At 63.2% G+C, this 19,737-nt stretch carries 23 protein-coding genes; 10 read left to right on the forward strand and 13 right to left on the reverse strand.

The features are described 5' to 3' along the window. Nucleotides 1–5 precede the first annotated feature (5 nt). Entirely contained in the window at nucleotides 6–638 is a 633-nt protein-coding gene (gene sigE / locus ABD059_RS14735; RefSeq protein WP_343881376.1) for an RNA polymerase sigma factor SigE, read from the reverse strand. A 262-nt stretch (nucleotides 639–900) separates the two neighbouring features. Between sigE and ABD059_RS14740 the strand changes: the two genes are divergently transcribed. Beyond that, on the forward strand, nucleotides 901–1,548 hold the full coding sequence (locus ABD059_RS14740; RefSeq protein ID WP_343881378.1) for an O-methyltransferase: 648 nt from the start codon (nucleotides 901–903) through the stop codon (nucleotides 1,546–1,548). A gap of 59 nt (nucleotides 1,549–1,607) precedes the next feature. Here ABD059_RS14740 and ABD059_RS14745 read toward each other — a convergent pair whose 3' ends face one another. The 4 genes from ABD059_RS14745 to ABD059_RS14760 form a co-directional block, all read right to left on the reverse strand. Then, nucleotides 1,608–1,775 carry a DUF3117 domain-containing protein gene (locus tag ABD059_RS14745; protein WP_167993928.1) on the reverse strand — a complete coding sequence of 56 codons (168 nt, stop codon included), beginning with the start codon at nucleotides 1,773–1,775 and terminating at the stop codon, nucleotides 1,608–1,610. Between the two features lie 156 nt (nucleotides 1,776–1,931). Further along, on the reverse strand, nucleotides 1,932–2,510 hold the full coding sequence (locus ABD059_RS14750) for a DNA-3-methyladenine glycosylase I (protein ID WP_343881382.1): 579 nt from the start codon (nucleotides 2,508–2,510) through the stop codon (nucleotides 1,932–1,934). Beyond that, nucleotides 2,507–2,827, reverse strand: a complete 321-nt coding sequence (locus ABD059_RS14755) for a DivIVA domain-containing protein (RefSeq protein WP_343881384.1) — start codon at nucleotides 2,825–2,827, stop codon at nucleotides 2,507–2,509. The genes ABD059_RS14750 and ABD059_RS14755 overlap by 4 nt, the downstream gene beginning before the upstream one ends. A gap of 39 nt (nucleotides 2,828–2,866) precedes the next feature. Further along, nucleotides 2,867–3,652 (reverse strand): LOG family protein, encoded by a 786-nt coding sequence (locus ABD059_RS14760; protein ID WP_343881386.1) that lies wholly within the window; start codon nucleotides 3,650–3,652, stop codon nucleotides 2,867–2,869. Nucleotides 3,653–3,771: 119 nt separating this feature from the next. On the opposite strand from ABD059_RS14760, the gene ABD059_RS14765 reads away from it, so the two are divergent. From ABD059_RS14765 to ABD059_RS14780, 4 genes are all read left to right on the forward strand, one after another. Further along, a complete protein-coding gene (locus tag ABD059_RS14765; protein ID WP_343881388.1) occupies nucleotides 3,772–4,554 on the forward strand; it encodes an amino acid ABC transporter ATP-binding protein in 783 nt (260 codons plus the stop codon). A 43-nt stretch (nucleotides 4,555–4,597) separates the two neighbouring features. Then, nucleotides 4,598–5,443 (forward strand): glutamate ABC transporter substrate-binding protein, encoded by an 846-nt coding sequence (locus tag ABD059_RS14770; protein WP_343881390.1) that lies wholly within the window; start codon nucleotides 4,598–4,600, stop codon nucleotides 5,441–5,443. A gap of 97 nt (nucleotides 5,444–5,540) precedes the next feature. Continuing rightward, complete coding sequence (locus tag ABD059_RS14775; protein ID WP_343881392.1) at nucleotides 5,541–6,215, forward strand: amino acid ABC transporter permease; 675 nt, start codon at nucleotides 5,541–5,543, stop codon at nucleotides 6,213–6,215. After that, nucleotides 6,212–7,078 carry an amino acid ABC transporter permease gene (locus tag ABD059_RS14780; protein ID WP_343881394.1) on the forward strand — a complete coding sequence of 289 codons (867 nt, stop codon included), beginning with the start codon at nucleotides 6,212–6,214 and terminating at the stop codon, nucleotides 7,076–7,078. The genes ABD059_RS14775 and ABD059_RS14780 overlap by 4 nt, the downstream gene beginning before the upstream one ends. 85 nt (nucleotides 7,079–7,163) lie before the next feature. On the opposite strand, the gene dapE is transcribed toward ABD059_RS14780, so the two are convergent. Then, a complete protein-coding gene (gene dapE / locus ABD059_RS14785; RefSeq protein ID WP_343881396.1) occupies nucleotides 7,164–8,255 on the reverse strand; it encodes a succinyl-diaminopimelate desuccinylase in 1,092 nt (363 codons plus the stop codon). A gap of 33 nt (nucleotides 8,256–8,288) precedes the next feature. Here dapE and dapD point away from each other — a divergent pair, with 33 nt between their 5' ends. Together dapD and ABD059_RS14795 are read left to right on the forward strand one after the other, a co-directional pair. Then, nucleotides 8,289–9,248, forward strand: a complete 960-nt coding sequence (gene dapD, locus ABD059_RS14790; RefSeq protein WP_343881398.1) for a 2,3,4,5-tetrahydropyridine-2,6-dicarboxylate N-succinyltransferase — start codon at nucleotides 8,289–8,291, stop codon at nucleotides 9,246–9,248. A 45-nt stretch (nucleotides 9,249–9,293) separates the two neighbouring features. Beyond that, entirely contained in the window at nucleotides 9,294–10,127 is an 834-nt protein-coding gene (locus tag ABD059_RS14795; RefSeq protein ID WP_417281924.1) for a hypothetical protein, read from the forward strand. Nucleotides 10,128–10,134: 7 nt separating this feature from the next. On the opposite strand, the gene ABD059_RS14800 is transcribed toward ABD059_RS14795, so the two are convergent. After that, entirely contained in the window at nucleotides 10,135–10,737 is a 603-nt protein-coding gene (locus ABD059_RS14800) for a hypothetical protein (RefSeq protein ID WP_343881403.1), read from the reverse strand. Nucleotides 10,738–10,875: 138 nt separating this feature from the next. On the opposite strand from ABD059_RS14800, the gene galE reads away from it, so the two are divergent. Further along, nucleotides 10,876–11,889, forward strand: a complete 1,014-nt coding sequence (galE, locus tag ABD059_RS14805) for a UDP-glucose 4-epimerase GalE (protein ID WP_343881405.1) — start codon at nucleotides 10,876–10,878, stop codon at nucleotides 11,887–11,889. Nucleotides 11,890–11,974: 85 nt separating this feature from the next. Here galE and ABD059_RS14810 read toward each other — a convergent pair whose 3' ends face one another. The 3 genes from ABD059_RS14810 to fdxA all read right to left on the reverse strand — a co-directional run bounded on the left by ABD059_RS14810 (nucleotide 11,975) and on the right by fdxA (nucleotide 14,870). Then, nucleotides 11,975–13,258: a citrate synthase gene (locus tag ABD059_RS14810; protein WP_019481633.1), complete on the reverse strand. Its 1,284-nt coding sequence runs from the start codon at nucleotides 13,256–13,258 to the stop codon at nucleotides 11,975–11,977. A 125-nt stretch (nucleotides 13,259–13,383) separates the two neighbouring features. After that, a complete protein-coding gene (dapC, locus tag ABD059_RS14815; protein ID WP_343881408.1) occupies nucleotides 13,384–14,547 on the reverse strand; it encodes a succinyldiaminopimelate transaminase in 1,164 nt (387 codons plus the stop codon). After that, nucleotides 14,544–14,870, reverse strand: a complete 327-nt coding sequence (fdxA, locus tag ABD059_RS14820; protein WP_019481631.1) for a ferredoxin — start codon at nucleotides 14,868–14,870, stop codon at nucleotides 14,544–14,546. The genes dapC and fdxA overlap by 4 nt, the downstream gene beginning before the upstream one ends. 131 nt (nucleotides 14,871–15,001) lie before the next feature. Here fdxA and ABD059_RS14825 point away from each other — a divergent pair, with 131 nt between their 5' ends. Continuing rightward, nucleotides 15,002–15,232 (forward strand): putative acetyltransferase, encoded by a 231-nt coding sequence (locus tag ABD059_RS14825; protein ID WP_343881411.1) that lies wholly within the window; start codon nucleotides 15,002–15,004, stop codon nucleotides 15,230–15,232. A gap of 94 nt (nucleotides 15,233–15,326) precedes the next feature. Here the strand turns inward: ABD059_RS14825 and ABD059_RS14830 are convergent, their stop codons facing one another. After that, the gene (locus ABD059_RS14830) at nucleotides 15,327–16,595 is read right to left on the reverse strand and encodes an MFS transporter (RefSeq protein ID WP_343881413.1); all 1,269 of its coding nucleotides are present in this window, start codon (nucleotides 16,593–16,595) and stop codon (nucleotides 15,327–15,329) included. Nucleotides 16,596–16,662: 67 nt separating this feature from the next. Here ABD059_RS14830 and ABD059_RS14835 point away from each other — a divergent pair, with 67 nt between their 5' ends. Then, entirely contained in the window at nucleotides 16,663–17,157 is a 495-nt protein-coding gene (locus ABD059_RS14835) for a helix-turn-helix domain-containing protein (RefSeq protein WP_343881415.1), read from the forward strand. A 38-nt stretch (nucleotides 17,158–17,195) separates the two neighbouring features. Here the strand turns inward: ABD059_RS14835 and ABD059_RS14840 are convergent, their stop codons facing one another. Together ABD059_RS14840 and typA are read right to left on the reverse strand one after the other, a co-directional pair. After that, a complete protein-coding gene (locus tag ABD059_RS14840; protein ID WP_343881417.1) occupies nucleotides 17,196–17,726 on the reverse strand; it encodes a hypothetical protein in 531 nt (176 codons plus the stop codon). Between the two features lie 12 nt (nucleotides 17,727–17,738). Further along, nucleotides 17,739–19,655, reverse strand: coding sequence for a translational GTPase TypA (gene typA / locus ABD059_RS14845; protein WP_019481625.1), 1,917 nt, complete (start codon nucleotides 19,653–19,655; stop codon nucleotides 17,739–17,741). Between the last annotated feature and the right edge of the window lie 82 nt (nucleotides 19,656–19,737).

The following is a 19,737-nucleotide window of genomic DNA, read 5'->3' on the forward strand; positions in this document are numbered from 1 at the left end:
GGCCGCTAACGGGCACCTGCAATCCGGGGCAGCTTCATCCGGGTGCTTTTGGCGGCGGTTAGGGCCGGGTCACGGTGGGCCAGCTTCTCGCGCAGCATGGTGCGCCCCCGGTGGATCCGCGAGCGGACTGTTCCCAGCTTCACCCCGAGGGCTTCAGCCACCTCGTTGTAGGCGAGCCCTTCCAGATCGCACAGGACGACAGCCGCCCGGAAATCGGGTGGGAGTTCTTCCAGGGCAGCCTGTACATCAATGTCGAGGTTGTTGAATTCAAAGCTGCGTTCCGGCCCGGGATGGGCGCTGGGAAGCCGGCTTTCGGCCTCCTCCGTCAGGCCATCGAACCTGATCCGGCTTTTCCGTCGCGCCTGATCCAGGAACAGATTGGTGGTGATTCGGTGCAGCCACCCGTCGAGGGTGCCGGGGGTGAAGTTGGCCAGGGATCGGAAGACCCTGACAAAAACCTCCTGGGTGAGATCTTCGGCGTCGAACTTGTTGCCGGTCAAACGGTAGGCCAGCCGGTAGACCTTCGGCGAATGGACTACTACTACTTCTTCCCAGGAGGGCGCAACCCAGGTGGCGTCCGTATCTGTTGCTGCATCGGTGACCGTGGAAGCGGCCACCGTCGTTTGCGAAGTGGACATCAACCTCTCCTCCCAGTGTGAGACAGCATTTTGCCGTCTCCCAAGGTATTCGCGGCCAATGGCTCACCGGATGCCTGGAGCTAAAAATACTGCCCTACCAAGCTGGGAGATCGCTGGAAAAACTAGTGTGCCCTGGCATACGAAAGTCCTGTGACGGTGCTCGGATTCCGTGGAGCACCCAATAGGGCGAGAAGCCCCCACCCAGTAGGCTGGGTAGCAAAGTGAGAACGTCCCCTGAACGAGAAGACTGAACGGTAAATACATGAGCGCGGACAAACAGAGCAGCTGGTCATATGCCGAGGGACTGCCCGACGAGGATGAAGTGCTCCTGCGTGCCCGGGACCGGTCCTACGAGCTTGGGGTGACGCCGGTCAGTACCGGTGTCGCGGCCGCGTTGACAGTCCTTGCTGCAACGTCAAAGGCGCAGACAGTGGTGGAGATCGGTGCCGGCGCCGGGGTGTCTGGGGTGTGCATCCTCCGTGGCCTGGGACCGCAATCGGTTCTGACCACCATTGACTCGGACGTCGACCACCTCCGCGCGGCGCGAGAGGCGTACGCTGAGGCTGGCGTGCCGGGGAACCGGACCCGGACCATCTCGGGTCGTGCAGCTGATGTCCTGCCGCGTCTGACTGACGCCGCCTACGATCTGGTCTTTATCGACGCGGACAAGGCTGGCCTGCCGCTTTACGTCAATCAGGCGATCCGGCTGCTGAAGCCGGGTGGCATGTTGATGCTGAACGACGCAATGGATCAGGATCGGGTGGCAGATCCGGCCATCCGAGAGGAATCCACCAACACCCTTCGCCAGGTGGGACGGACTATTCGCGATCACGAGCAGCTGGTGTCAGCCATGCTGCCTACCGGCCATGGTCTGCTGCTCGCCGTTAAGATGCCCGCTATCCGCAAGTAGTCACTGCTGGGGTCGCTACCCTTGGGGACGGCCCCAGCAGTGCCGCTCCTTCGGGGCGACTACTCGGTGACCGTCAGAAGGCAGTCCTTGAGCTTGCCGGCTTCCTCCGCATTGAGTTCGACCACTAGCCGCCCGCCACCATCAATCGGAACCCGCATGATCAGACTGCGGCCTTCTTTGGTGACTTCCATCGGCCCATCGCCGGTCCGCGGTTTCATGGCAGCCATAAAGGTATCCCTTCAAATGTGCGCGCCCGGGATCCCCGGCCGCCCGTCAACGAAAAATTAACGTCAGTGACACGGCGGCATGCTGGCCCCCGCGCATTGATCCTCCCCCATTATCCCGCACAGAGGCGGACTGGGCGAATCGCGGTGCGTTGTGGGTCACATCGAGTCCCGCACCCAGCAGTGAAGCAGATGGTCGTTGACGTACCCAGTTGCCTGCATCATGGCGTACCCGGTCGTGGGACCAACAAACCTGAATCCATGCGACCGCAGGGCCTTTGCCAGTGCCACTGACTCAGGGACCACCGCGGGCACGTCGGCCAGGGCAATCGGGGCGGGTCGAGGTGCCGGTCGGTGCGCTTCAAGGATCCTGGCGAGGCTTTCGCCCGCTGGGAGAGTAAGCAGCGCTCGCGCGTTGGCAATGGTTGCGAGGATCTTGGCCCGGTTACGGACAATTCCGGCGTCCTGAAGCAACCGCTCGACGTCGTCATCGTCGAACTCTGCCACCACTGCCGGATCGAACTCCCTGAAAGCCGCCCGGAAGGACTCCCGCTTCCGCAGAATGGTGATCCAGCTCAGACCGGATTGGAAGGCCTCGAGGCTGAGCCGTTCAAACAGAGCTGGCTCCCCGGAGACAGAGCGGCCCCACTCCTGATCGTGGTAGGCCCGGTAATCGGCAGTGCCGTTGGCCCAGTCACAGCGCACCCGCCCGTCCTCCCCGGGTGCCGCACCGGTCATCGGCTGTCCTGGCGGGTCCGTCGGAGGTCAGCGATGATCTCGTCCCGGTCGGCGAGCGCTGATGCCAATTTCTCGAGGACCTCGTCGACCTGGTCCATCCGGTATCCGCGCAAGGCGGGGGCGAAGCGGATCTTATCAACGTCGGAGGGGTGGGGGTCGTCGGGCAACAGCACCGCGGGCAGGGAGGGAGCAGGTTCGACCAGTCCGGCAGGATGCGCGGGGACCGCCAGGCCTCCTCCCGGTGGCTGCCGTCCGACGACGGCGAAAGCCACAGCACCCACCACAGCGATAGCAATGAACACCAGGAAAATACTCACCGTCTCAATGGTGCCAGAGTTATCGGTGCCAACGAACGGTCACGGTGACTTGTGTGATGCGGTGTCTGCCTGCACCAGCCGGACGGCTTCCGCCGGGTCGTCCACCAAATGCACCAGGTCGAGGTCCTTGGCGGAGATCATCCCGTTCGCCAGCAGACTGCCCCTCACCCATTCCCACAGCGGCGCCCAGAACTCGGTGCCCATCAGGACAATGGGGAAAGAGGTGACCTTCCTGGTCTGGACCAGGGTCATGGCTTCGAATAGTTCGTCCAGGGTGCCAAATCCGCCCGGCAGGACGATGAACCCCTGCGCATACTTCACGAACATGGTTTTTCGGACAAAGAAGTACCTGAAATTCACTCCCAGGTCCACCCACTCATTCATTCCATGTTCGAACGGCAGCTCAATGCCGAGGCCAACTGAGAGCCCACCGGCCTCACAGGCTCCCTTGTTGGCCGCTTCCATGGCTCCCGGACCTCCACCAGTGATGACCGCATAGTTTGCTTCCACCAGACGTCGGCCCACCTCCTCACCCATCGCGTAGAACGGTGAATCCCGTGGGGTGCGTGCCGAGCCGAACACGCTGATTGCCGGCCCAAGCTCAGCGAGCGTCCCGAAACCCTCGACGAACTCGCTCTGGATACGCAGCACCCGCCACGGGTCGGTCTTGGTGAAGTGGTTCCCTCCCCCTGAGTCCAGCAGGTAGCTGTCAGATTGAGGTTCCTTGATCTGCCCCCGACGGAGCTCCACCTGGCCTCGCCGGCGTGACGGGGTGGCGCGGGCGGCATTGGATTCTGGACTGGACAGGAATTCGTTGGAAGCCATCTTTTGAGCCTATCCGCCCTCCGCAACCCCTCTGGGTCTTGGTTGCTCTTGAGTCACGATTTACCAAATCGCAACCATCATGTATTGCCAGCGGGCATTCGTTCGCTACATTCATCTCTATGACCAGTGATTTCGAAGCGAACTCGTCCGCTGCCCCATCATCTGAGACGCCGCTCGTGCTGCTGAAGAACGTCAACAAGCACTACGGCGAACTCCATGTGCTGCAGAACATCAACCTTGAGGTGGCCCGCGGTGAGGTGGTGGTGGTGATCGGCCCGTCCGGTTCCGGCAAATCAACCCTCTGCCGTGCCATCAACCGGTTGGAAACCATCGACGACGGTGAGATCCGGATCGACGGGGTTGAACTGCCTGCCGAGGGCAAAGCGCTGGCGAAACTCCGTGCCGACGTCGGGATGGTGTTCCAGTCCTTCAACCTGTTTGCCCACAAATCCATTCTGGAGAATGTGACGCTGGGGCCGGTCAAGGTCAAGGGCATGAAAAGTGCCCAGGCCAAAGAGCTGGCCATGTCCCTGCTGAAGCGGGTGGGGGTCGACAACCAGGCCCAAAAACTGCCTGCGCAGCTTTCCGGCGGTCAGCAGCAGCGTGTGGCGATTGCCCGTGCGCTTGCCATGCAGCCGAAGGTGATGCTCTTTGATGAACCCACCTCCGCTCTTGACCCCGAAATGATCAATGAGGTCCTCGACGCGATGGTCACCCTGGCCAAGGAGGGCATGACCATGATCGTGGTGACCCACGAGATGGGCTTCGCCCGCAAGGCAGCCGACCGGGTGATCTTCATGGACGGCGGCCAGATCGTCGAGGAGGCCACCCCCGAAGAGTTCTTCACCAATCCCCAGAGCAACCGAGCCAAAGACTTCCTCGGCAAGATCCTGGCGCATTAGCCCACAAATTTTCATCAAGTCAGACGAAACGCAAGGAGAAATCATGCGCAAGACCCGTTACGCGGCAGCCGCCATGGCAGCTGTAGCAGCACTCACCCTTTCCGCCTGTGGCGGCGGGGACGAGGGTGGCGACGACACAGCGACAGATGCAGGCTCCGACAGCATCCGCATCGGCATCAAGTTCGACCAGCCGGGCCTGGGCTTCGATGAGGGCGGCGAGTACTCCGGTTTCGACGTCGACGTCGCCAAATACGTAGCCACCGAGCTTGGTTACTCCGAGGACCAGATCGAATGGGTCGAGGCTCCCTCGGCCAACCGCGAGAATCTGCTCTCCACCGAAGAAGTGGACATGATTTTTGCTACCTATTCCATCACTGACGAGCGCAAGGAAACCGTCGATTTCGCCGGACCGTACTTCGTTGCTGGCCAGGACCTCCTGGTCCGTGCTGATGACGAAGAAATCACCGGACCAGAGGCACTGACCGGCAAGAACCTTTGCTCGGTTGCCGGTTCCACCTCGGCTGCCCGCATCAACGAAGAATTCGGTGCAGACGCCAACCTCGTTGAGCAGCCCGGTTACGCCGAGTGTGTCTCACTGATGGGCGGCGGCCAGATCGACGCCGTCACCACCGATGACATCATCCTGGCTGGCCTCGCCGCGCAGGAAGCCAACGCCGGCCAGTTCAAGGTGGTGGGCAACCCGTTCTCCGAGGAGAACTACGGGGTTGGCCTCACCAAGGGCAGCGACCTGTGTGAAGACATCAACACGGCCATCGTCAAGATGATCGATGAGGGTGCCTGGGAAGAAGCCATCACTAACAACACCGAGGGCGCTGACTACACCTTCAACGATGAGCTGAACCCACCAGAGCCTGACGCCTGCGCCTAAGCTTTGACCGTTTCATTGCCTTGGTGGGGTAGCTTTGCGGCTGCCTCACCAAGGCTTTTCAACTTTACGGTTTACAACACCACGGAAGAGGTGAACCATGGATAACTTCCTATCGCTCTTTGAGACGTACGACGTCGCTGGAGCGTTCTGGGTCAATATCCAGCTGACGTTTTGGGCCGCTATCTGGTCATTTATCCTGGGAACTATCCTTGCGCTCATGCGCATCTCGCCGATCGCCAGCCTGCAGTGGTTCGGTGCGGCCTATGTGAATATCTTCCGGAACACACCGCTCACGGTGATCATCGCCTTCGGTGTCCTCGGGCTGTGGGGACAACTGAATGTGGTCCTGGCCGAGGATTTTCAGGTGAACTTCCTCCGCCTCGCCATCCTGGGCTTGAGCGTCTACCACGCGGCCTTCGTGTGTGAAGCGATCCGCAGCGGTGTCAACACCGTTCCCCTCGGCCAGGCAGAGGCCGCCCGCGCCATTGGGCTGAGCTTCCTGCCGGCCGCCCGCCTGATCATCCTGCCCCAGGCGCTCCGCGGTGCAGTTGCACCGCTGGGCAACGTTCTCATTGCCCTGACCAAGAACTCGACGGTCGCCTTTGCAGGATCCGTCATCGAGTCATCCAACCTGATGAAGGAAATGATCGAGTTCCGGGGCGACCTGGTGATCCCCATCTTCTTCGTCTTCGCCATGGGCTTCGTGATCATCGTGGTACCCGTTGGCCTATTGACTACCTGGTTGTCAAGGAAACTGGCGGTGGCACGATGAGCGCACAACAAGTCCTGTTTGACGCCCCTGGACCCAAGGGCAAGCGCCGCATCCTCATCGGCAACATCGCTGGCGTCCTGCTAGTCCTGGGCCTCCTCGGCTACGTAGTGTTTGCGCTCGCCGGTCAGGGGCAGTTCGAAGCCGCCAAGTGGACACCGTTCCTTGAAGGCCGCACCTGGGAGTTCTTCATTCTCCCGGGCTTGCTCAGCACCCTCAAAGCTGCGGCGGTCGCAGTGGTCACGTCGATCGCCTTCGGTTTGTTGTTCGGGATCGGGCGGCTGTCCCACCTCGCGCCCATCCGTTGGATCGCGGGACTGGTCGTTGAATTCCTCCGAGCCGTCCCTGTGCTGTTGATGATGATCTTCCTCTGGTTGGCTCTCTCCCGGGTGCCGTTCATCGACGACCCGATCTTCGTGGCTGTCGTGACGGCGCTGACCTTGTACAACGGGTCCGTCATTGCCGAACTGGTCCGCTCGGGTGTATATGGCCTCCCCAAGGGACAGCGCGAAGCCGCCATGGCCATCGGTATGACGCCGGGTAAGTCCCTGCGAAGCGTCGAGATTCCCCAGGCGCTAGTGGCGATGCTGCCGGCAATGGTCAGCCAGTTCGTCGTCATCCTCAAGGACTCGGCGCTGGGCTACATCATCGGCTACGCCGAATTGCTGCAGTACTCACGTCGGCTCGGGGTGGGTGAAGGAAACCTGCTGCAGTCCCTCCTGATTGCTGCCTTCATCTTCATCCTGATCAACTTCGCTCTCTCCTCGGCAGCCAACAAGCTCTCTACCCTGCTGAGCTTCAGGACTGGTCGCAAGGTCAAGAAGACCGAGGACCCGGAACTGGCTACAGCAGCCCCCGCGCCCTAGCCAGGATCGACGCAAACCAAAAAGTGCGGCTGCACCCCCTGGGGTGTAGCCGCACTTTTAGGTGGGGACGCTGGACCTGGCTGGGCTAGCCCAGCCAGGTCTTCAGCGCCCTCAGGCACTCACGGATCTCGTCCGCGCTGACGTGTTCGTTATCCGAGTGCGCCAGCAGCGGATCACCCGGCCCGAAGTTCACGGCCGGGATGCCCAGCTCGCTGAAGCGGGCGACGTCGGTCCAGCCGTACTTCGGTTTGGGCTCGGCCCCCACCGCCGCGACAAAATCGGCAGCCGCAGGATGATTCAGCCCGGGGCGGGCACCGGCGGCAGCGTCGGTGCGTTCGACGTCGTAGCCCTCCAGCACGGACCGGACGTAAGCTTCGGCGTCGTCGGGCGACTTATCCGGCGCAAACCGGTAGTTCACCTCCACCACTGTCCGGTCGGGGATGACGTTCCCCGTCGTGCCGCCCTTGATCATCACCGCGTTCAGGCTCTCCCGGTAGGCGAGCCCATCGACGTCGACGGTGAGTGGTTCGTGGTCGCGAAGCCGGGTCAGGATATCGCCTGCCGCATGGATGGCGTTCTCCCCCATCCAGGCACGTGCCGAGTGCGCTGCCCGGCCGGTGGTGGTGACATTGAAGCGGGCGGTGCCGTTGCAGCCGCCCTCGACGGTACCGTCGGTGGGTTCCAGCAACACTGCGAAGTCTGCGGTCAGCCAGTCAGGGAACCTGGTGACCAGCCTGCCGAGCCCGCTCAGCGACGCTTCGACTTCCTCATGGTCGTAGAACACGTAGGTAACGTCGCGGGCGGGTTCGGTCAGCGCCGCGGCGAGCGCCAACTGGACCGCCACACCGCCCTTCATGTCGGTGGCTCCCCTGCCGTAGAGCACTTCGCCGTCCCAGGCGCTAGGGACGGTGCCCCGGGAGCCAGGAACACCGGGCAGGGGCACGGTGTCCAGATGGCCGGCGAGGATGACCCGTTCGGCACGACCCAGTGAGGTCCGCGCGATGATCGAGTCGCCGTCGCGCACCAGCTCCAGATGGGGGCATGCCTGCAAGGCGGTTTCGACGGCGTCGGCGAGGGTCCGCTCGTTGCCGGAGACGCTCTCAATGTCGAGAAGAGAGGCGGTCAGCGCTGCAACATCGGCAGAAAGGTCAAGGGCTGCGGGAAGGTTAGCGGTCATTGATCCAGCCTATCCCTCGGTAGACTTGAGGCCATGACTGAACGAGCCACAGCCCTCAGCCCAGCCGATCCAGGCCCCCGCTCGGCCCACGGACTAGGTCTGGCGACCTTCGCCGCCGACCGTACCCTCCTTGATGTGTGGTTTCCCCGCCCCGAACTCGGCGACACCTCCCAGGAGGATCTCAGAAGCTCGCTTGACGCCCTGGCCGAGAACGACGATCTGCGCGGCACCAGCCAGGAAGTCATTGCAACCCACGCCGACCTGGATTCGGCGCCGACCAACGCGGCAGACGCCTATCTTCGCCTGCACCTGCTGTCCCACCGGCTTGCAGCGCCCAACACCGTCAACCTCGATGGCGTCTTTGGGCTGCTAGCCAACGTGGTGTGGACCAACTTCGGGCCCTGCCCCGTCGAAGACTTCGAAAGCACCCGCCTCCGGCTGCGGACCCGTGGCACCGTAGTGGTCTACGGAGTGGACAAGTTCCCCCGGATGGTGGACTACGTGCTGCCCGCCGGGGTGCGGGTTGCCGACGCGGATCGGGTGCGGCTTGGCGCACACCTGGCCGTTGGCACCACCGTCATGCACGAGGGTTTCGTCAACTTCAATGCGGGTACCCTCGGACAGTCGATGGTCGAAGGCCGCATTTCTGCCGGAGTGGTAGTGGGCAACGGTTCAGACATTGGTGGCGGCGCGTCCATCATGGGCACGCTCTCCGGGGGCGGCAAGGAACGGGTGGCCATCGGCGAGCGGTGCCTGCTCGGTGCTCAAGCCGGCATCGGGATTTCCCTCGGCGACGACTGTGTTGTCGAAGCCGGCCTATACATCACTGCCGGCACCAAGGTCACCCTCCCGGATGCGCGGGTGGTCAAGGCCTCCGAGCTCTCCGGCGAGTCCTTCCTGTTGTTCCTCCGAAACTCGGCGACCGGCGTCGTCGAGGCACGCCCGCGCAGCGGCCATGGGGTCGCCTTGAACTCAGTGCTGCACGCCAACTAGGGACTTGTGGCTTACACGAAAGCCGAAGCGCGTCGCCGTCGGCGGGTGAAGACGACGATGGTTCTCGTCGTGCTCCTGGCGGTGTTGTCCGGTGGGATCTATCTGGCCGTCAGCCAGGTGAACACGTCGGAAGTCCTGGTGCGGGAGCGGTGCACCGCCGTCGTCGGCGATGATACCTACGAGCTAGGACTCGAACAGGCCGAAAATGCCTCGCTGATCGCCGCTGTCGCCGTCACCCGTGGGCTGCCGGCGCGGGCCGCTTCCATCGCGCTCGCGACGGCAGTGCAGGAGTCGGGGCTCCGCAACCTTGACTACGGTGACCAGGCCGGACCGGATTCGCGCGGGCTCTTCCAGCAGCGACCATCGCAGGGTTGGGGCACCGACGACGAGGTGCAGGATCCGCTCTACGCGGCCGGCGCGTTCTACGACGCGCTGGTGCGGGTGACCGGCTACGAGGTCCTGCCCATCACGGAGGCGGCGCAGGCCGTGCAACGCAGCGCCCTGCCGGACGCCTATGCCGACCACGAGGCGGAGGGGCGCGCGTTCGCGTCGGCCCTGACCGGCAACTCCCCCGCCTCCCTGAACTGTGTCCTGCGGGGCGCCGACGAGGTGGGCGATCCTGCCGCCGTGCAGGCCGCCGCCGAACAGGTGTTCGGCCCCCTGGAAACGTCATTGAACGACGGCGGGGCGCTCAGCGTCGCTGCTTCCGGAACCCAGGGCTGGGCGACCGCGCAGTGGGCGGTCGCCAACGCCAAGGCGCTGCACATTGAAGCGGTGTCCTACGGTGGCCTGCAATGGACCAGGTCCGGTCACGGCTGGGAAGCCGCTGAAACGACGACCGGGCTGATTGTCGTCGAGCTGGCCTTGGCAGATGCGTGACCGGGTCCTAGGCGAGCAGTTCCACGACCGGCCGAACATAGCTGCTGAAGGCTAATGCGTCGTCGGCGAGGTGCTGGCTCATGAGAAGCGTGGCTGGCTCAACGAACCAGGCACGCGGTTCGCTGAGCGGAAGCTCGACCACCTGCAGAGTGAACCCCCGGGAACTCCGGCCCAACTCCAGTTCCCGCTCCTCGACCAGCTGCTCGAACGGGTCTGCCTGCCGTGCTTTCTCTCTCCGGAGTCTCAGGGCGGCGTACTCGGCCCTCCGCTCGCGCGACCAGTCGATTGCCGCACCATAGTGGGCTTGAGCCAGAAGCTGGAGGGCGGGCAGGGAGGCCAGCTCCGGGAACTGCGGCGCCGTCGCCTCAGCACCGAAACAGTCCGCCACCAGCTGACGCCACCACGTCTCCCACTCAATCCGGAGCACCGTCAACCCCCCGGCGTCGTGCACCAGCTGGCTCGGGTCCACCCGATGCACTGCGGGAACCAGCTGGGACACCAGCGGGACCCCGACGGCGTCCAACCCAGCGCAGTCCCGCAGATACAGGGAAAACAGCATCACTGGCGACGTGTCAACAACAATGTGCCACTCATGACCAACCGCGGTCATTCAATCATCCTTTCGGGGGCGATTCCTCCGGCCTCCGTGGCAGAGAATCGACCTGTTGAATCCAAGGGTAGACCGAACGCCCGCGACCCTCTACCCGTAAAGACCGCAGATTTTCCAGCAACAAACTAGGCTGGAAGCATGAAAATTCTCGTTACTGGCGGCAGCGGCTATATCGGCTCGCATACGACGCTCGCCCTTCTTGAAGCTGGCCACCAGGTGGTGGTTGTCGACAATCTCATGAATTCCTCCGAGACCGCGCTCGACCGGGTCAGGGAACTGAGTGCGAAGGCTCTCACTTTCCACAAGGTGGATCTCCTCGATGAGGCAGCACTCAGGGCGGTCTTCGACGCAGAAGCCGTTGATGCTGTGATCCATTTCGCTGGGCTGAAGGCGGTCGGCGAGTCGGTGGCCAAGCCGCTGCATTACTATCACAACAACGTCGGTGGGACGCTGAATCTGCTGCGGGTGATGGATGCTGCACAGGTGAGGACGCTGGTCTTCAGCTCTTCTGCCACCGTCTACGGCGCTTCGGAAGAGGTTCCGCTGATCGAAAAGATGCCGCTTGACGCGGTCAATCCCTATGGCCGCACCAAGGAACAGATCGAGGACATCCTCTCCGATCTTGGTGCCGCCGATGGTCGCTGGAACATTGCTCTGCTGAGGTACTTCAACCCGGTCGGAGCCCACGAATCCGGGCTGATTGGGGAGGATCCCACTGGCATTCCCAACAACCTGCTGCCCTTCGTGGCCCAGGTGGCAGTGGGGCGCCGGGAAAAGGTGATGGTTTTCGGCAACGATTATCCGACCCCCGACGGCACGGGCATCCGCGACTACATTCACGTGGTCGACCTGGCGGCCGGGCACCTGGCTGCGCTGAATTATCTGACCACCCACGCGGGAGTGCACCGCTGGAACCTGGGCACCGGCAACGGTTCGTCTGTACTTGAGGTCCTTGCAGCCTTTTCCGATGCTGCCGGCCATGAGATCCCCTACGAGTTCGCGGCCCGTCGGCCCGGCGATGCGGCGGTCAGCTACGCTGACCCGTCAGCTGCACTGGCGGATCTGGGCTGGTCGGCCCACCGCTCCCTGCAGCAAATGTGCCAGGACCACTGGCGCTGGCAGAAGAACAATCCGCAGGGCTACTCCGACTAGTAGCCGCCCGGCGGCCTCCGGCTTAACAGCGATGGCCGGTCACCTGCGGAGGTGACCGGCCATCGTCGTCAGGAGTGGGTGCGGGCTATCTGGCGGGATAGTTGCGCGCTGCTTCGCCCGTGTACAGCTGACGGGGGCGACCAATTTTGGTTTGCGGATCCTGCATCATCTCGCGCCACTGGGCGATCCAGCCCGGCAACCGGCCAATCGCGAACAGGACCGTGAACATCTTTTCCGGGAAGCCCATCGCCTTGTAGATCAGGCCGGTGTAGAAGTCCACGTTCGGGTACAGCTTACGTTCGATGAAGTAGTCATCGGCCAGGGCCTTCTCTTCGAGGCGCATCGCGATGTCCAGCAGTTCGTCATTGCCGCCGAGCTTGCCGAGGATGTCGTGGGCGGTGGCCTTCACAATGGTGGCGCGCGGGTCGTAGTTCTTGTAGACGCGGTGCCCGAAGCCCATCAGCTTCACGCCGTCTTCCTTGTTCTTGACCTTCTCCATGAAGTCTTCGGGCTTCATGCCCTTGCCCTGGATATCGCGGAGCATGTTCAGGACGGCTTCGTTGGCCCCGCCGTGCAGCGGGCCGAAGAGCGCGTTGATGCCGGCGGACACCGAAGCGAACATGTTTGCGTGCGAGCTGCCCACCAGGCGGACGGTTGAGGTGGAGCAGTTCTGCTCGTGGTCGGCGTGCAGGATCAGCAGCAGGTCGAGGGCCTTGACCATCATCGGGTCCAGGTCATACGGTTCGGCGGGCAGCCCGAAGGAGAGCCTGAGGAAGTTCTCGACCAGGTTCATCGAGTTGTCCGGGTACAGCATCGGCTGGCCGATTGACTTCTTGTGGGCGTAGGCGGCGATGACCGGGAGCTTCGCCATCAGGCGGAAGGTGGACAGCTCCACCTGCTCGTCGTCGAACGGGTCGAGTGAATCCTGATAGAACGTGGAGAGCGCCGAGACGGCCGAGGACAGCACCGGCATGGGGTGCGCATCGCGGGGGAACCCGCCGAAGAAACCCTTGAGTTCCTCATGGAGCAGAGTGTGCCGGCGGATGCGGTCGTCGAAGGCGGCCAGTTCGGTGGGGGTCGGCAGGTTCCCGTAGATCAGCAGGTAGGAAACCTCAAGGAAGCTGGAGTGCTGGGCCAACTGGTCGATCGGGTATCCCCGGTAGCGCAGGATGCCCTGGTCGCCGTCGATGTAGGTGATCGCCGAGGTGGTGGCTGCGGTGTTCATGAAGCCCGGGTCGTAAGTCACGGCGCCGGTCTGCTTGAGCAGCTTCGACACGTCATAGCCATTGTTGCCTTCAGCAGCGTTGACCATCGGGAGGCTGAGTTTGCCTCCGTCATAGTGCAACGATGCACCGTTTTGCTCGGTCATTGAACTCTCCTCCAGGAGTGGTGGCATGCATTGGCTTGCGACACCTTCGCACATTCAACTAAAACGCTACCGGTAGGACACCCGGAGCGCTAATCGACGCTGACCGGACGCTGGACCTGCAGGGCCTACTGAACCTGCCGAGCCGCGGACAGCCGTTGGACTGCCGCATCGATGGCCTCATCGGTGCCGGTCAGCGCGACTCGAATGAATCCCTGGCCAGCGTCGCCGTAAAAAGTACCCGGTCCAACGATGATCCCAAGCCTGGCGAAACGTTCCACAGTGGTCCAGGTGTCTTCGCCCGCAGTGGCCCATAGGTATAGCCCCGCCACCGAATCCTCGAGCCGCAGCCCGAAATTCTCCAGCGCTGGGATCAGCAGCTCGCGGCGTCGCCGGTACAGGTCCTTCTGGGCCTGCACATGCTCGTCGTCGTTGAGCGCAGCGCGCATGGCTTCCTGGACCGGGAACGGCACAATCATTCCGGCGTGTTTGCGGGAGTTCACCATGTTGGCAATCAGGTCAGGATCCCCGGCAGTGAACGCGGCCCGATAGCCGGCCATGTTCGATTGCTTGCTCAGCGAGTAAACGGCGAGCAGGTTGCTGTGGCTGCCCCCATTAACACGGGCATCGAGCACACTCGGGACCGATTCGCCGCCCCTGGCACTATCCCAGCTACCCCAGCCGAGTTCCGCGTAGCACTCGTCGGAGGCGACGACGGCGCCCAGTGCGCGGGCTTCGGTCACAACCTTGGCGAGGTCGGTGGCCGAGAGGACGCGGCCCGTCGGGTTGGCGGGCGAGTTGACCCATACCAGCCGGACCCGCGCCCTGGTCTCCTCGTCAAGGGTGGACAGGTCATCGGCAGCCACTGGCGTGGCACCCGCGAGTTCTGCGCCGATGTCATAGGTCGGGTACGCGACGGTTGGGCGGACGACGACGTCGCCCTCTCCCAGCCCGAGCAACGTGGGCAGCCAGGCGACGAGTTCCTTGGACCCTACCGTCGGCAGGACGTCCAACGGATCAAGTCCGTCAACGCCACGGCGCCGAGCGAACCAGTTGCTCACTGCGGATCTGAGTTCGTCAGTACCGTGAGTGGTGGGGTATCCCGGGGCATCGGCCGCGCCGATCAACGCCTTCTGGATGACCGGAGGGGTTGGATCGACTGGCGTACCGATGGACAGGTTCACAGCCCCACCGGGGTGCTGCTTCGCCAGAGTCACGTAGGGCGCCATGGCGTCCCAGGGATAGTCCGGGAGCGCAATTCCGAACTGTCGGTTGCCGCCCGGGACGCTCATAGGTCGTGGGTCTGGGGCGGGAGGGCCGCGATGATCGGGTGGTCCTTGCCGATGTTTCCCAGCTTCGCGGCACCGCCCGGGGAGCCGATGTCGTCGAAGAACTCGACGTTGGCTTTGTAGTACTCGGCCCACTGGTCGGGAGTGTCATCCTCGTAGTAGATGGCCTCCACCGGGCACACTGGCTCGCAGGCGCCGCAATCGACGCACTCATCCGGATGGATGTAGAGGGACCGTTCGCCTTCGTAGATGCAATCTACTGGGCATTCCTCGATGCAGGCCTTGTCCTTCAAATCCACGCACGGCTGTGCGATTACGTAGGTCACTTCCCACGCCTTTCCAGTTGGGGCTGTCGTTCCGTTTCCAGCTTAACGCAATGGCCCGGTGCAGCCGCATCGTGTCCTGGTTCAGCCCTATGAGGCCCACCACTACCAATCCTGCCCACTACGCTGATCAGATGGACTCCCCCGCACACCAACTGCTCAGGCTTCCCGTAGGGACACGCGTTGTGGTCAGGTATCGCATTGGCGATGGTCTCACGGATGCGCTGGGGGATCTCATCCAAATCGATGAGCAGACCTGCACCGTGCGGACCAGGCGGCACGGCGACGTCGTCGTCCCCCTCCAACTGGTGACCGCCGCAAAGCCGGTGCCTCCCCCACCCCCACGGCGCCCCCGACGGTTCTGACCCGCGCACTTGCTCACCCGGGGACCCGAAGGTCTTGGCGTTTCCGCTGGAGGAGCCCGATCAGTGGGATCCGAGGCCCACGGAAGTGGGCCGGCTACTGAGCAACCGTGTCGGGGAGCTTCTTCATGCCCCAGAAGCCCCCACCCAGCACGGGAATGGCCGCCAGGAAGGTTCCCGCCACTCCGATCCACATTGTCGGGAGGATCCCGAGCTGCTCGCCCAGTACCCCCGCGAGCAGGCCAGCGATCGGCATGACCCCCCACACCACAAACCTGATGGACGCGTTCATCCTGCCGAGCAGCCTCGGCGGACAGACCCGCTGGCGCATGCTGACCTGCATGATGTTGTAGGCCAGGACGCAGAAGGTCATCCCCGCCTCCCCCACGATGAGCAGAGCCAACGAGGCAGGCTTCGACGGCGCGAGCGCGGCCAGCGGCACCAGCACTAGGAATGCGCCGCTGGCCAGGGACGCGAGCGGGATCACGGTTCCCTCACCAATCCGTGCGGCAATCCACGGTGTTGCGAGCGCGCCCGCCAACCCTCCCGCCGCGGCGACCGAGAGGATCAGGCCGAGTGCTGCCGCCCCCAGATCGAGGTCCCGCAGGATCAGCAGGGGCAACAGGGTGAACAGCAACGAAGCGAAGAAATTGACGCCGGCAGTACAGGCCGCGACACGCCGGATCAGCGGATGCCGCCAGACGAAGGACAGACCCTCCCTGATTTCGACGGCGAGCGGGCGCCGGTCCGCAACCGGCGAACGCTGCTCCTCATCCCGGGTCCGGACCAGGAATATGGCCGACACCAGATACCCCGCTGACTGCCCGACGACCAGCAGCGGCGCGCTGAGGAGCTGCAATAGGCCACCACCCAACGCTGGCCCACCCAGCCGGGAGATCTGGGCGGTCGATTCGAGCTTCGAGTTGGCGCTGGGCACCTGGTCCCCCGCCACCAACACGGGAACGTAGCTTTGGTAGGCGACATCGAAGAACACGGTTGCAATGCCAACGACGCCGGCCACCAGGCAGAGGTGCCAGATGGTCAGCGCATCCATCCACCAGAGCAGGGGAATGGCGAGCATCGCGACCATCCGCACCAGGTCCGCCCCGATCATTACCCGGCGTTTGAGCCAACGGTCCACCCATGCTCCGGCGGGTAGCCCGACGAGCAGAAACGCTGCCGTGCCGCTGGCATTGAGCACGCCGACTTCAAGCTCGGAGGCGCCCAGAAGCAAAACAGCGATGACGGGGAGGGCAAGATGACCGAGTTGGGTGCCCAGCTGGCTGATGGCTTGGCCGGCCCAGAAATTGAGAAAGTTCCGATCACGGAGCAGGGACGGTGGCGGGGATCCGGTCTGGGTGGTCACCGTCACAGTCTGCGTGTAGTGATTGATTACTGTCAATCACTGGGTCGGGCTGACGTATCATTTAGGGATGGATACTGATGAGGATGTACAGGCACGCGGCCGGGCACTCAGCTCCCCCGTTCGGCTCAGAATCCTCCGGCTTTGCCTGCATAAGGGCAGAACCAACAAGGAAATTGCTGAGCTCCTCGAGCTTAACCCGGCGACCGCGCTGCACCACGTGCGGACCCTGCTGGCCACCGGGTTTTTGGTGGCCGAAGAAACCCGCACCGGCAACCGCGGGGCCAAGGAAATTCCTTACCGGGCAACCGGACTGTCATGGCGCAGCAGGATTCCCAATGCTGCGCCAGTGCTGGTGGAAACGTTCCTGCAGGAAATTGACGGACTGAATCCGTCGGAGATTGATGTGTGGCGGCTCGGTCTTCGCCTGAACGAAACAAACCGCTCCGAGATGATGCGCCGAATCCGCGAAATTCTTGAGGAATACGCGATCCGCGATTCAGACACCGACGGTACCGCCACGTCAATCATGTTGGCCCACCATCTGGACCGCAGCGCCGACTAACCGGCACGGTTTAGGGTCTATTGTCTAGGGGCTAGGGGCTAGGCCGGACGGTTAGCCCGCCGGGGTCGCAGCACCCACCAGGACACCATCGAGGCGACGACCGTGACGACCGCCAGGCCAAAAACCCAAATGGTTCCCGCGACCGCAGCCGGTAAGAGTGGATCCATTCCCAAGTCTGTCAGGACCAGCGGCTGATCTTCGCTGGCGGCAAACAAGCCCACCACCAGGTAGGCGACTCCACCCACCACCGGGGCCACATAGACGGTGCGGGCCCACAGTGCCACGAAGACTGCGACACTCCCTGCCAGCAGCACTGCCGCGGCCGCTCCCACCGGAAGAGTCAGGCCTTCAACGTCCCACTGCTGGCCATGGAGGGCGGTTCCCAGGACGGCCACAACGGGGCCCAGGACGGCAGAAACGAGGAACGCCCACCACAGGGGGATTCCCTGACGGTGGGCGTTTTTACGGGTAGGGCGATCCCCCACCGCGGTGCCGATCGGTTGACTGACGACGACGGCGGCTGGGCGCCGGTCGTCGTCGTCAGTCAGTGCCGATGAGCGATCCTGCAAAACGGTCGAAGACTAGACGCGGGCGCGTGAACGAGCCGCGCGCATCCGCTCGTTGGCATCGAGGATCAGCTTCCGGATCCGGATCGACTCAGGAGTCACTTCAACACACTCGTCTTCGCGGGCGAACTCCAGTGACTCTTCGAGGGTCAGCTTGCGGGGAGGTGTGAGGTTCTCGAAGGTATCCGATGAGGCTGCACGCATGTTGGTGAGCTTCTTTTCCTTGGTGATGTTCACGTCCATGTCATCGGCGCGGGAGTTCTCGCCGACGATCATGCCCTGGTACACCTCGGAGGTGGGCTCCACGAAGAAGGATCCACGTTCCTGCAGGTTGATCATGGCGAACGGGGTGACCACTCCGGCGCGGTCAGCGATCATCGAGCCGTTGGTGCGGTACTCGATGTCCCCGGCCCAGGGCTCGTAGCCCTCGGAGTAGGAAGCAGCGATACCGGCGCCGCGGGTGTCCGTGAGGAACTTGGTACGGAAACCAATCAGGCCGCGGGCGGGGACGATAAATTCCATTCGGACCCAACCGGTGCCGTGGTTGGACATGTTGGTCATCCGGCCCTTGCGGGTTGCGAGGATCTGGGTCACTGCGCCCAGGTACTCCTCGGGTACGTCGATGGTCATGTGCTCCATCGGCTCGTGCACCTTGCCGTCGACCATCCGGGTCACCACCTGAGGCTTGCCAACCGTCAGTTCGAACCCTTCGCGACGCATCTGCTCGACGAGGATGGCGAGTGCGAGCTCGCCACGGCCCTGTACTTCCCAGGCGTCGGGACGCTCAGTGGCAAGAACTTTCAGGGAGACGTTACCGATCAGTTCACGGTCCAGGCGATCCTTCACCTGGCGCGCGGTCACCTTGGCGCCCTTGACTCGGCCAGCGAGCGGCGAGGTGTTGATACCGATGGTGACCGAGATGGCTGGGTCATCGACGGTGATCAGCGGCAGTGGCTGGGGGTTGTCAATGTCGGTCAGGGTCTCACCAATGGTGATGTCCTCGATGCCGGCGACGGCGACGATCTCGCCCGGTCCGGCGGAATCGGTAGGCACGCGATCGAGGGCGCGGGTGGCCAGCAGTTCGGTGATCTTGACTGACTTCAGCTCACCGTTCTGACGGGCCCAGGCGACGGTCTGGCCCTTACGCAGGGTGCCGTTGAAGATCCGCAGCAGGGCGAGACGGCCCAGGAATGGGGAGGCGTCAAGGTTGGTAACGTGCGCCTGCAGCACACCGTCCGGGTTGTACCGGGGCGCTGGGATGTGATCGATGATGGTCTTGAACAGTGGCTCAAGATTGTCATTCGACGGAACCGTGCCGTCAGCTGGCTGCTCGAGTGAGGCTGCGCCTTCGCGGGCTGCTGCGTAGACGACTGGCACGTTGAGAACCGAGTCGAGGTCCAGGTCCGGAACTTCGTCGGCGAGGTCCGAGGCAAGGCCCAGGAGGAGGTCCATTGATTCGCTGACCACTTCGTCGATCCGCGAGTCGGGACGGTCAGTCTTGTTGACCAGCAGCACCACTGGGAGCTTCGCGGCGAGGGCCTTACGCAGCACGAAACGGGTCTGGGGCAGTGGGCCTTCGGAGGCATCCACCAGCAGGACAACGCCGTCGACCATTGACAGACCGCGTTCCACCTCACCACCGAAGTCGGCGTGGCCCGGGGTGTCGATCACGTTGATGGTGATGGTCTCGCCCTTGGCGGAGGGCCCGTCGTAGAACACGGTGGTGTTCTTGGCGAGGATGGTGATGCCTTTTTCGCGCTCGAGGTCACCGGAGTCCATGACCCGGTCTGCCACGTCGCCATGGGCTGCGAAGGAATTGGTCTGCCGGAGCATGGCATCAACCAAGGTGGTCTTTCCGTGGTCAACGTGGGCCACGATGGCAACGTTGCGGAGGTCGCTGCGAACAGCTGTGTTGCCTGTGGTTTCAGACATGCGTAATGACTCAATTCAGTAATCTTGAGGGGAATCTAGCGTTATGAGGACGGCGCCTGCTTGTACCAGTCTAAGCTCTCAG

The organism is Arthrobacter flavus (assembly GCF_039526005.1).
GTDB classification, from domain to species: domain Bacteria; phylum Actinomycetota; class Actinomycetes; order Actinomycetales; family Micrococcaceae; genus Arthrobacter_D; species Arthrobacter_D flavus.

Coding starts and splice junctions, on each gene's coding strand:
- sigE (WP_343881376.1), bottom strand. CDS start 638: ATGTCCACTTCGCAAACGACGGTGGCCGCTTCCACGGTCACCGATGCA.
- ABD059_RS14780 (WP_343881394.1), top strand. CDS start 6,212: ATGAGCGCACAACAAGTCCTGTTTGACGCCCCTGGACCCAAGGGCAAG.
- dapE (WP_343881396.1), bottom strand. CDS start 8,255: ATGACCGCTAACCTTCCCGCAGCCCTTGACCTTTCTGCCGATGTTGCA.
- ABD059_RS14760 (WP_343881386.1), bottom strand. CDS start 3,652: ATGGCTTCCAACGAATTCCTGTCCAGTCCAGAATCCAATGCCGCCCGC.
- ABD059_RS14775 (WP_343881392.1), top strand. CDS start 5,541: ATGGATAACTTCCTATCGCTCTTTGAGACGTACGACGTCGCTGGAGCG.
- ABD059_RS14810 (WP_019481633.1), bottom strand. CDS start 13,258: ATGACCGAGCAAAACGGTGCATCGTTGCACTATGACGGAGGCAAACTC.
- dapD (WP_343881398.1), top strand. CDS start 8,289: ATGACTGAACGAGCCACAGCCCTCAGCCCAGCCGATCCAGGCCCCCGC.
- typA (WP_019481625.1), bottom strand. CDS start 19,655: ATGTCTGAAACCACAGGCAACACAGCTGTTCGCAGCGACCTCCGCAAC.
- dapC (WP_343881408.1), bottom strand. CDS start 14,547: ATGAGCGTCCCGGGCGGCAACCGACAGTTCGGAATTGCGCTCCCGGAC.
- ABD059_RS14765 (WP_343881388.1), top strand. CDS start 3,772: ATGACCAGTGATTTCGAAGCGAACTCGTCCGCTGCCCCATCATCTGAG.
- ABD059_RS14835 (WP_343881415.1), top strand. CDS start 16,663: ATGGATACTGATGAGGATGTACAGGCACGCGGCCGGGCACTCAGCTCC.
- ABD059_RS14750 (WP_343881382.1), bottom strand. CDS start 2,510: ATGACCGGTGCGGCACCCGGGGAGGACGGGCGGGTGCGCTGTGACTGG.
- ABD059_RS14740 (WP_343881378.1), top strand. CDS start 901: ATGAGCGCGGACAAACAGAGCAGCTGGTCATATGCCGAGGGACTGCCC.
- ABD059_RS14745 (WP_167993928.1), bottom strand. CDS start 1,775: ATGGCTGCCATGAAACCGCGGACCGGCGATGGGCCGATGGAAGTCACC.
- ABD059_RS14800 (WP_343881403.1), bottom strand. CDS start 10,737: ATGACCGCGGTTGGTCATGAGTGGCACATTGTTGTTGACACGTCGCCA.
- ABD059_RS14825 (WP_343881411.1), top strand. CDS start 15,002: ATGGACTCCCCCGCACACCAACTGCTCAGGCTTCCCGTAGGGACACGC.
- galE (WP_343881405.1), top strand. CDS start 10,876: ATGAAAATTCTCGTTACTGGCGGCAGCGGCTATATCGGCTCGCATACG.
- ABD059_RS14770 (WP_343881390.1), top strand. CDS start 4,598: ATGCGCAAGACCCGTTACGCGGCAGCCGCCATGGCAGCTGTAGCAGCA.